This window comes from Hydrogenophaga sp., from assembly GCF_018780075.1.
In the GTDB taxonomy this organism is placed as follows: Bacteria; Pseudomonadota; Gammaproteobacteria; order Burkholderiales; family Burkholderiaceae_C; genus Hydrogenophaga.
In genome coordinates this window covers 1-8,707 of sequence record NZ_JADMKB010000084.1, presented here as the reverse complement: position 1 = coordinate 8,707, position 8,707 = coordinate 1, and the positions used below count along the sequence as shown (strand labels likewise).

The window sequence follows — 8,707 nt, the reverse complement described above, 5'->3', positions numbered from 1 at the left end:
GGCACGATCTTGATCGGGATGCGCGAAGTCTTGGCCTGGCTCTTCTGTTTGGCAGTGGCGTCGTAGCCGGCGGCGGGCTGAGCGTCGCGGACGGTGGTGGATTCTGGAGCCGTGGGGGTGTCGGGGCGGTTCATGGCATGGGCGCGGATGGCGCAATGAAAGAGCGGGAGGGTCAGGTGCTGAGGGTGGCGCCGAGCTTCTGGCTCAGGACCTGGGCCGCTTCATCCCATGAAACGGTGACCCCGATTGTAGAAAGGTCCACCGTCTGCAAGCCGGCATATCCACAGGGGTTGATGCGCCAATAGGGCTGCAGGTCCATGGCGACGTTGAGCGCCACCCCGTGGTAGGTGCAATGGCGGCTGACCTTGATGCCGAGCGCAGCGATTTTGCCCAGGCCGGTGAAGTCGGGCTCGGCAGCGGGCCGACCATCCACCTTCTTTTGGGGCCGTTGTGGCAGCAGGGCATGGCTGGCCGGGTCGTCCAGCCGCACATAAATGCCCGGTGCACCACCCACGCGGTGGCCAGTCACGCCGAAGTGGTCCAGGGTGCGAATCACCGCTTCTTCGATGCGGAAGACGTATTCCTTGACGAAGTAGCCGGCGCGTTGCAGGTCGACCAGCGGATAGGCCACCACCTGGCCTGGTCCGTGGTACGTCACTTGGCCGCCCCGGTTGGTCTGGATCACCGGGATGTCGCCCGGCGCCAGCAGATGGTTTTCTTTGCCAGCGATGCCCTGGGTGAACACGGGTGGGTGTTCACACATCCAGAGCTCGTCGGCCGTCTCGGCCGTGCGTGCGGCGGTGAAGGCCACCATGGCGTCGCAGGTGGGCGCGTAGTCCACCCGACCAAGGTTGTGGACCTGCATGCTCAGAGAACGATCTTGACCATCGGGTGTGTGGTCAGCGTGCGGTACAGCTCGTCGAGCTGCTCGCGACTGGTCACGTACACCGACAGTGTCAGGCCCAGGTAGTTGCCCGCCTTGCTCGGGCGCAGTTCGATGGTCGAGGCGTCGAAACTGGCGTCAAAGGCCTTGGCCACATGGGTCATGGCCGTCACGTAGCCGTCCACGTTGGCTCCCATCACCTTGATGGGGAAGTGGCAGGGGTATTCGATGAGGGATTGCTCGGGAGGAATGGGGCGGGGCAGGTCCATGGCGAACTCCTCAAGTTGACGTGCTGACCGTGCAAGACACGGTGATGGGCGCCTCACCCGTGCGGCAGGAAGCCGGGCAGGGCGCTTCGGGTGGGGGCGTGGTCTGTGCCATTCTGAGAATTTTGGGGCCAAGGACCGTCAGCACTTGTGGCGCCCGTTGTCGACAATCAGACCCTGGTCGGGCATTCTGATGGGCGCCGCACGAGTGCGTAGCAGCCTGCCTCCAAGAGGCGCAGGGCAGGAACAGTGCGCCCGACGGGAGGCTGCCGAGAACCGGTTCGGCGCTTGGCGTCAGGGGATTATCGGTTGCCTCGTGCGGGCAAGGAGCCACCCGCCCAGCGGCTTGACGGAGCCATGGGGTTTCTACGTATAATCAGCGGCTTTGCGAAACTTCACGCTTTCATTTGTAACCTGTGAGTAATTTGCCATGCCGACAATGCCGAGGCTTGAGTCGACAGTGCAATCGGGCGACGAGTGGGACGAAGATGGGTTGCAAGAGCCCGAATTCAAGCCCCTGACGCGGGAAGAAGCGCAGCAGTGGCGAGCCAGTCAGCCGGAGATTTCGGTCTGGCGGCTGGTGGGGATGCAGTTGCTGGTGGGGCTGGTGGCGGGATTGTTGGGGTGGTTGCTGACGCAGCGCGCTCCGGTGGCCTGGTCGGTCCTTTACGGTGCGGCAGCGGTGGTGGTTCCTTCGGCCTTGATGGCCTACGGTTTGACCTCCAGTTTCCTGTCCCGGCTTTTGGCGGGTGTGGCGCAGGCTGCATTTGCAGGTTTTTTGCTGTGGGAAGGGATCAAGATTTTGCTGGCGGTCGCCATGTTGTGGCTGGCTCCGAAAATCGTCCCGGAACTCAGCTGGCTCGGCCTTCTGGCCGGTCTGGTGTTGACTCTCAAGGTGTACTGGTTTGGGTTTTGGGCCCAGGCCAGGCGTTCAAACGTAAACGGTTGATTGGCGCGAACGAACATGGCTGCAGAAGGTATCGGTCCCACCCCTGGTGAGTACATTCGCCACCACTTGACCCATTTGACGAACCAGAAGCAGGGCTTCATCGTCGACTTTTCGGTCATCAACATCGACTCCGTCATCTTCAGCTCGCTGTTGGGCGCGATCGTTTGTTTCTTCCTGTGGCGCGCGGCCCGCACGGCGCACGCCGGCGTGCCAGGTCGTTTCCAGGCGGCGGTGGAAATGCTGGTCGAGATGGTGGACAGCCAGGCCAAGGGTGTGATCCACAACGCCCACAGCCGCAAGCTGGTGGCGCCGCTCGCCCTCACCGTGTTCTGCTGGATCTTCGCCATGAACTTCATGGACATGTTGCCGGTGGACCTGCTGCCCAAGATCTGGGAAGGCATCTACGGCGCCGCTGGCCACGATCCGCACCACGCCTACCTGCGCGTCGTGCCCACCGCCGACCTCTCCACCACGCTGGGTCTGTCGGTCTCCGTGCTGTTGATGTGTGTGTTCTACAACCTCAAGATCAAGGGTCTGGGCGGTTGGGCGCACGAGCTGGTGACCGCCCCGTTCGGCACCAGCAAGAATCCTGTCTGGGCACTCCTCCTGGGTGTGACCAACTTCCTGATGCAGATGATCGAGTTCGTGGCGAAGACGGTTTCGCACGGCATGCGGTTGTTTGGCAACATGTTCGCGGGTGAACTGGTGTTCATGCTGATCGCGCTGCTGGGTGGTTTCGCTTCCCTCTCGCTGTCTGGTGGGCTCTTCTTCGTCGGACACGTGATCGCAGGCACGGTGTGGACCTTGTTCCACATTCTGGTCATCACCTTGCAGGCGTTCATTTTCATGATGCTGGCCCTGATTTATCTGGGTCAAGCGCATGACGCTCACTAAGCTGCGCGGTTTCACCTCGCTCTCTAGTTCTTTCGTTTCTTTCCTTTCTCAACTTTCGTTCATCTCATAGGAGTCATCATGGAAAACGTTCTGGGTCTCGTCGCGCTGGCTTGTGGTCTCATCGTCGGTCTGGGTGCCATCGGCGCCTCTATCGGTATCGCCCTGATGGGTGGCAAGTTCCTTGAGTCGTCGGCCCGTCAGCCTGAACTCATGAACGACCTGCAGACCAAGATGTTCATCTTGGCCGGTCTGATCGACGCCGCCTTCCTGATCGGTGTGGCCATTGCCCTGCTGTTCGCCTTCGCCAACCCCTTCACGCTCGCCGCTTGATGGATTTTGCTGCCGTGCACAGCGGCGCCCCGCAGACCGGTTGGTTCCGGGCTGCAATCCGGTGGGCCGCTGACGCAGCAGCAAGCGCGTCACCACTCTTGTCAACACACAGAAAGGCGTTGCGATGAACATCAATGCAACCCTCTTTGCGCAGGCCGTCGTCTTTGCGATCCTGGTGTGGTTCACGATGAAATTCGTGTGGCCCCCCATCGCCAAGGCACTCGACGAGCGTGCGTTGAAGATTTCCGAAGGACTGGCATCGGCCGAGAAGGCCAAGTCCGAACTGGCCGTGGCCAACAAGCGCGTGGAAGCAGAGTTGAGCCAGTCGCGCAACGAGGCCGCCACCCGCCTGGCAGACGCCGAGCGCCGTGCCCAGACCGTGATCGAGGAGGCGAAAGCCCGCGCCACGGACGAAGCCGCCAAGATCGTGGCCTCCGCCCGCCAGGAAGCCGAACAGCAGGTCGTCAAGGCCCGTGAAGCGCTGCGCGAAGAAGTGGCCGCGTTGGCCGTCAAGGGTGCCGAGCAGATCCTCAAGCGCGAAGTCAACGCCGGCGTTCACGCCGAGTTGCTGGGTCGCCTGAAGACCGAGCTTTGATCCACCGCCACGGCATTCAAAGGTAAACCATGGCCGAAATCGCCACCATTGCCCGCCCATACGCGGAAGCGCTGTTCCAGGCCACAGGCACTGGTGCGGCAGGCGCCGCCGCCTGGCTCGACGAGCTGGCGTCGGTGGCTGCCGATGAGCAGCTTCGCCAATACGCCGACAACCCCAGGACCACGCCTGAACAGGTGTTCAGCCTGGTCACCGCTGTGATCAAGACCAGCCTGCCCGCGATGGCGCAGAATTTTCTGCGCACCGTGATCGACAATGGCCGTTTGGCCGCGCTGCCTGAAATCGCGGACCAGTTCCGCGCCTTGAAGAACGCGCAGCAAGGTGCCTTTGATGCGGTGGTCTACAGCGCTTTTGAGATCGACAGCGCCGCATTGGCCGATCTCTCCGGCGTGCTGGAAAAGCGCTTTGCCCGCAAGCTCAACCTCCAGGTCGAACTGCAGCCCGAGCTGATCGGTGGCATTCGCGTGGTGGTGGGCGACGAAGTGCTCGACACCTCGATCAAAGCCCGCCTGGAACACATGAAAACCGCCCTGACCGCGGCCTGACCGCTGTCACCCCGCGCCCGCCTGCTCACCATTTAACGAAAGAAGGAAAGAGTCATGCAACTCAATCCCGCCGAAATTTCCGAACTGATCAAGTCCCGCATCGAGGGACTGGGCACATCGACCGATGTGCGCAACCAGGGTACCGTGGTGTCCGTGACCGACGGTATTGTCCGCGTCCACGGCCTGTCCGACGTGATGCAGGGCGAGATGCTGGAATTCCCGGCCAACAAGGACGGCGTGCCTTCCTTCGGTCTGGCGTTGAACCTGGAGCGTGACTCCGTGGGCGCCGTGATTCTGGGTGAGTACGAGCACATCTCCGAAGGCGAAACCGTCAAGTGCACGGGCCGCATTCTGGAAGTGCCGGTCGGCCCCGAGCTGATCGGCCGCGTGGTCAACGCCCTGGGCCAGCCGATCGACGGCAAGGGCCCGATCAACGCCAAGATGACCGACGTGATCGAAAAGGTCGCTCCGGGCGTGATCGCGCGCAAATCGGTGGACCAGCCGGTGCAGACCGGTCTGAAGTCGATCGACTCGATGGTGCCCGTGGGCCGTGGTCAGCGCGAGCTGATCATCGGCGACCGCCAGACCGGCAAGACCGCCGTGGCCATCGACGCCATCATCAACCAGAAGGGTCAGAACATGACCTGCGTTTACGTCGCGATTGGCCAGAAGGCCTCGTCGATCAAGAACGTGGTGCGTGCCCTGGAGCAGGCTGGCGCGATGGAATACACCATCGTCGTGGCCGCTTCGGCTTCCGAATCCGCTGCCATGCAGTACCTGTCGGCCTACTCCGGCTGCACCATGGGCGAGTACTTCCGCGACCGCGGCCAGGACGCCCTGATCGTGTACGACGACCTGTCCAAGCAGGCCGTGGCCTACCGCCAGGTCTCGCTGCTGCTGCGCCGCCCACCAGGCCGCGAAGCCTACCCCGGCGACGTGTTCTATCTCCACAGCCGTCTGCTCGAGCGCGCAGCCCGCGTGAACGCCGACTACGTCGAAGCCTTCACCAAGGGTGAAGTCAAGGGCAAGACCGGTTCGCTGACCGCACTGCCCATCATCGAAACGCAGGCCGGCGACGTGTCCGCCTTCGTGCCGACCAACGTGATCTCGATCACCGACGGCCAGATCTTCCTGGAAACCAGCCTGTTCAACGCCGGTATCCGCCCCGCCATCAACGCCGGTATCTCGGTGTCGCGCGTCGGTGGTGCTGCCCAGACCAAGCTGATCAAGAGCCTGTCCGGCGGTATCCGTACCGACCTGGCCCAGTACCGTGAACTGGCTGCGTTCGCGCAGTTCGCTTCCGACCTGGACGAAGCCACCCGCAAGCAGCTGGACCGCGGTGCCCGCGTGACCGAACTGCTCAAGCAGGCCCAGTACTCGCCCCAGTCCATCGGCATCATGGCCTCCACGTTGTTCGCCGTGAACAAGGGCTACCTCGACGACATCGATGTCAAGAAGGTGCTGGCGTTCGAATCCGGCATGCACGCCTTCCTGAAGGACAAGCACGCTGCGCTGCTGGCCAAGCTGGAAGCCGACCGTGCCATGGACAAGGACGCTGAAGCCCAGCTGGCGGCCGCGATTGCCGACTTCAAGAAAACCGGCACGTACTGAACCGGCCCATTGACCCGATAAAGGAGCAGCAATGGCAGCAGGCAAGGAAATACGCGGCAAGATCAAATCGGTGGAGAACACCAAGAAGATCACCAAAGCCATGGAAATGGTCGCCGCTTCCAAAATGCGCAAGGCGCAGGACCGCATGCGTGCGGCCCGGCCTTACGCCGAAAAAGTGCGCCAGATCACCGGCAACCTGAGCCGCGCGAACCCGGAGTACACGCACCCGTTCATGCAGACCAACGACGCCAAGACCGCCGGTTTTGTCGTCGTCACGACCGACAAGGGTCTGTGCGGTGGCATGAACACCAACGTGCTGCGTGCGCTGACGAACCAGCTCAAGGATCTGCAGAGCAAGGGCGTGAGCGCTGAAGCGGTGGCCATTGGCAACAAGGGCCTGGGCTTCCTCAACCGCATCAACGCCAAGGTGGTGTCCAGCGCCGTCGGCCTGGGGGATACGCCCCACCTCGACAAGCTGATCGGCCCCGTCAAGGTGCTGCTTGATGCGTACACCGAAGGCCGCATCAACGCGGTCTACCTCTGCTACACCCGATTCATCAACACGATGAAGCAGGAAGCGGTGTCCGAGCAGCTGTTGCCGCTGAACGCGGGTGAATTGCAGGACGGCGCCAAAGGCCGGGACTGGGACTACGTGTACGAGCCGGATGCGGCCGCCGTCATCGACGAGCTGCTGCTGCGTTATGTGGAAGCACAGGTCTACCAGGCCGTGGCCGAGAACATGGCTTCAGAACAGTCCGCGCGCATGGTGGCCATGAAGGCCGCCACCGACAACGCCGGCAGCGTCATTGGCGAACTCAAGCTGGTCTACAACAAGACCCGCCAGGCCGCCATCACGAAAGAGCTGTCGGAAATCGTGGCCGGCGCCGCCGCCGTTTGACGTTCAACAGAATTCAGAGAAATTAAAAGGTATCCATCATGTCTCAAGTACAAGGCAAGATTGTTCAGTGCATCGGCGCCGTCGTGGACGTGGAGTTTCCGCGCAATCAGATGCCGCGCGTTTACGACGCCCTGAAAATGGAAGGCTCCGCCCTGACGCTGGAAGTCCAGCAACAGCTGGGCGACGGCGTGGTGCGCACGATTGCGCTGGGCTCGTCCGACGGTCTGCGCCGCGGCATGGTGGTGTCCAACACCAACGCCCAGATCACCGTGCCCGTGGGCAAGGCCACCCTGGGCCGCATCATGGACGTGCTGGGTGCGCCCATCGACGAGCGCGGCCCGGTGGACCAGACACTGACCGCTCCCATCCACCGCAAGGCCCCGGCTTATGACGAGCTGTCTCCCTCGCAGGAACTGCTGGAAACCGGCATCAAGGTGATCGACCTGGTCTGCCCGTTCGCCAAGGGCGGCAAGGTGGGTCTGTTCGGTGGCGCCGGCGTGGGCAAGACCGTGAACATGATGGAACTCATCAACAACATCGCCAAGGCCCACAGCGGTCTGTCGGTGTTCGCCGGTGTGGGCGAGCGCACCCGTGAGGGCAATGACTTCTATCACGAGATGGCCGATTCCGGCGTGGTGAACCTGGAGAACCTGGGCGAGTCCAAAGTGGCCATGGTCTACGGCCAGATGAACGAGCCTCCAGGCAACCGTCTGCGCGTGGCCCTGACCGGCCTGACCATCGCCGAGTCGTTCCGCGACGAAGGCAAGGACGTGCTGTTCTTCGTGGACAACATCTACCGCTACACGCTGGCCGGTACCGAAGTGTCCGCTCTGCTGGGCCGCATGCCTTCCGCCGTGGGCTACCAGCCGACGCTGGCCGAAGAAATGGGCCGTCTGCAAGAGCGCATCACCTCCACCAAGGTCGGTTCGATCACCTCCATCCAGGCCGTGTACGTGCCCGCCGATGACTTGACAGACCCGTCGCCCGCCACGACCTTCGCCCACCTGGATTCGACCGTGGTGCTGTCGCGTGACATCGCTTCGCTGGGTATCTACCCCGCCGTGGACCCGCTCGACTCGACCTCGCGCCAGCTCGACCCGAACGTGGTGGGCGAAGAGCACTACAACGTGGCCCGCGCCGTGCAAGGCACGCTGCAGCGCTACAAGGAACTGCGCGACATCATCGCCATTCTGGGCATGGACGAACTGGCACCGGAAGACAAGCTGGCCGTGGCCCGCGCACGCAAGATCCAGCGTTTCCTGTCACAGCCGTTCCACGTCGCTGAAGTGTTCACCGGCTCGCCCGGCAAGTACGTGCCGCTGTCGGAAACCATCCGTGGTTTCAAGATGATCACAGCCGGCGAGTGCGATCACCTGCCCGAGCAGGCCTTCTACATGGTCGGCACGATCGACGAGGCTTTTGAGAAGGCCAAGAAAGTCGCCTAAGCGCATGACCGGGGCCGCGCAAGCGGTCCCTCGTCGCTGAAACCTCTTTCACCTTTTCCCTGGAGTAACTATGAGCACCATCCACGTCGATGTGGTCAGCGCCGAAGAGTCCATCTTCTCCGGTGAAGCCAAGTTCGTGGCCCTGCCGGGTGAAGCGGGTGAACTGGGCATCCTGCCCGGCCACATCCCGCTGATCACCCGCATCAAACCCGGTGCCGTGCGCATCGAAAAAGCCGACGGTGGCGAAGAGTTCGTGTTCGTGGCCGGTGGCAT

At 62.6% G+C, this 8,707-nt stretch carries 11 protein-coding genes; 9 read left to right on the top strand and 2 right to left on the bottom strand.

Annotated features, from left to right (window positions below; translation table 11 throughout):
* Positions 1-172 precede the first annotated feature (172 nt).
* Together lipB and IV088_RS14540 are read right to left on the bottom strand one after the other, a co-directional pair.
* Positions 173-865 carry a lipoyl(octanoyl) transferase LipB gene (lipB, locus tag IV088_RS14545; RefSeq protein ID WP_291103297.1) on the bottom strand — a complete coding sequence of 231 codons (693 nt, stop codon included), beginning with the start codon at positions 863-865 and terminating at the stop codon, positions 173-175.
* A gap of 2 nt (positions 866-867) precedes the next feature.
* Entirely contained in the window at positions 868-1,152 is a 285-nt protein-coding gene (locus tag IV088_RS14540; protein ID WP_291103295.1) for a DUF493 family protein, read from the bottom strand.
* A 457-nt stretch (positions 1,153-1,609) separates the two neighbouring features.
* On the opposite strand from IV088_RS14540, the gene IV088_RS14535 reads away from it, so the two are divergent.
* The 9 genes from IV088_RS14535 to atpC all read left to right on the top strand — a co-directional run.
* The gene (locus tag IV088_RS14535; RefSeq protein ID WP_291103292.1) at positions 1,610-2,098 is read left to right on the top strand and encodes an ATP synthase subunit I; all 489 of its coding nucleotides are present in this window, start codon (positions 1,610-1,612) and stop codon (positions 2,096-2,098) included.
* Between the two features lie 15 nt (positions 2,099-2,113).
* A complete protein-coding gene (atpB, locus tag IV088_RS14530) occupies positions 2,114-2,992 on the top strand; it encodes a F0F1 ATP synthase subunit A (protein ID WP_236963361.1) in 879 nt (292 codons plus the stop codon).
* Positions 2,993-3,070: 78 nt separating this feature from the next.
* Positions 3,071-3,322 carry a F0F1 ATP synthase subunit C gene (gene atpE, locus IV088_RS14525; protein WP_236963362.1) on the top strand — a complete coding sequence of 84 codons (252 nt, stop codon included), beginning with the start codon at positions 3,071-3,073 and terminating at the stop codon, positions 3,320-3,322.
* Between the two features lie 124 nt (positions 3,323-3,446).
* Positions 3,447-3,917 (top strand): F0F1 ATP synthase subunit B, encoded by a 471-nt coding sequence (locus IV088_RS14520; RefSeq protein WP_291103289.1) that lies wholly within the window; start codon positions 3,447-3,449, stop codon positions 3,915-3,917.
* Positions 3,918-3,946: 29 nt separating this feature from the next.
* Positions 3,947-4,480, top strand: a complete 534-nt coding sequence (locus tag IV088_RS14515; RefSeq protein ID WP_291088789.1) for a F0F1 ATP synthase subunit delta — start codon at positions 3,947-3,949, stop codon at positions 4,478-4,480.
* A gap of 54 nt (positions 4,481-4,534) precedes the next feature.
* Positions 4,535-6,091: a F0F1 ATP synthase subunit alpha gene (gene atpA / locus IV088_RS14510; RefSeq protein ID WP_291103286.1), complete on the top strand. Its 1,557-nt coding sequence runs from the start codon at positions 4,535-4,537 to the stop codon at positions 6,089-6,091.
* 31 nt (positions 6,092-6,122) lie between these two features.
* Positions 6,123-6,989: a F0F1 ATP synthase subunit gamma gene (gene atpG / locus IV088_RS14505; RefSeq protein WP_291103283.1), complete on the top strand. Its 867-nt coding sequence runs from the start codon at positions 6,123-6,125 to the stop codon at positions 6,987-6,989.
* 38 nt (positions 6,990-7,027) lie between these two features.
* Positions 7,028-8,434: a F0F1 ATP synthase subunit beta gene (gene atpD / locus IV088_RS14500; RefSeq protein WP_291103280.1), complete on the top strand. Its 1,407-nt coding sequence runs from the start codon at positions 7,028-7,030 to the stop codon at positions 8,432-8,434.
* Between the two features lie 70 nt (positions 8,435-8,504).
* Positions 8,505-8,707: ATP synthase F1 subunit epsilon (gene atpC / locus IV088_RS14495; protein WP_291103277.1), on the top strand; the 203-nt coding region annotated here is incomplete at its 3' end.

What these genes read in the sequence shown, in the direction of transcription:
- lipB (WP_291103297.1), bottom strand. Translation starts at nt 865, where the DNA reads ATGCAGGTCCACAACCTTGGTCGGGTGGACTACGCGCCCACCTGCGAC.
- IV088_RS14540 (WP_291103295.1), bottom strand. Translation starts at nt 1,152, where the DNA reads ATGGACCTGCCCCGCCCCATTCCTCCCGAGCAATCCCTCATCGAATAC.
- atpB (WP_236963361.1), top strand. Translation starts at nt 2,114, where the DNA reads ATGGCTGCAGAAGGTATCGGTCCCACCCCTGGTGAGTACATTCGCCAC.
- atpE (WP_236963362.1), top strand. Translation starts at nt 3,071, where the DNA reads ATGGAAAACGTTCTGGGTCTCGTCGCGCTGGCTTGTGGTCTCATCGTC.
- IV088_RS14520 (WP_291103289.1), top strand. Translation starts at nt 3,447, where the DNA reads ATGAACATCAATGCAACCCTCTTTGCGCAGGCCGTCGTCTTTGCGATC.
- IV088_RS14515 (WP_291088789.1), top strand. Translation starts at nt 3,947, where the DNA reads ATGGCCGAAATCGCCACCATTGCCCGCCCATACGCGGAAGCGCTGTTC.
- atpA (WP_291103286.1), top strand. Translation starts at nt 4,535, where the DNA reads ATGCAACTCAATCCCGCCGAAATTTCCGAACTGATCAAGTCCCGCATC.
- atpG (WP_291103283.1), top strand. Translation starts at nt 6,123, where the DNA reads ATGGCAGCAGGCAAGGAAATACGCGGCAAGATCAAATCGGTGGAGAAC.
- atpD (WP_291103280.1), top strand. Translation starts at nt 7,028, where the DNA reads ATGTCTCAAGTACAAGGCAAGATTGTTCAGTGCATCGGCGCCGTCGTG.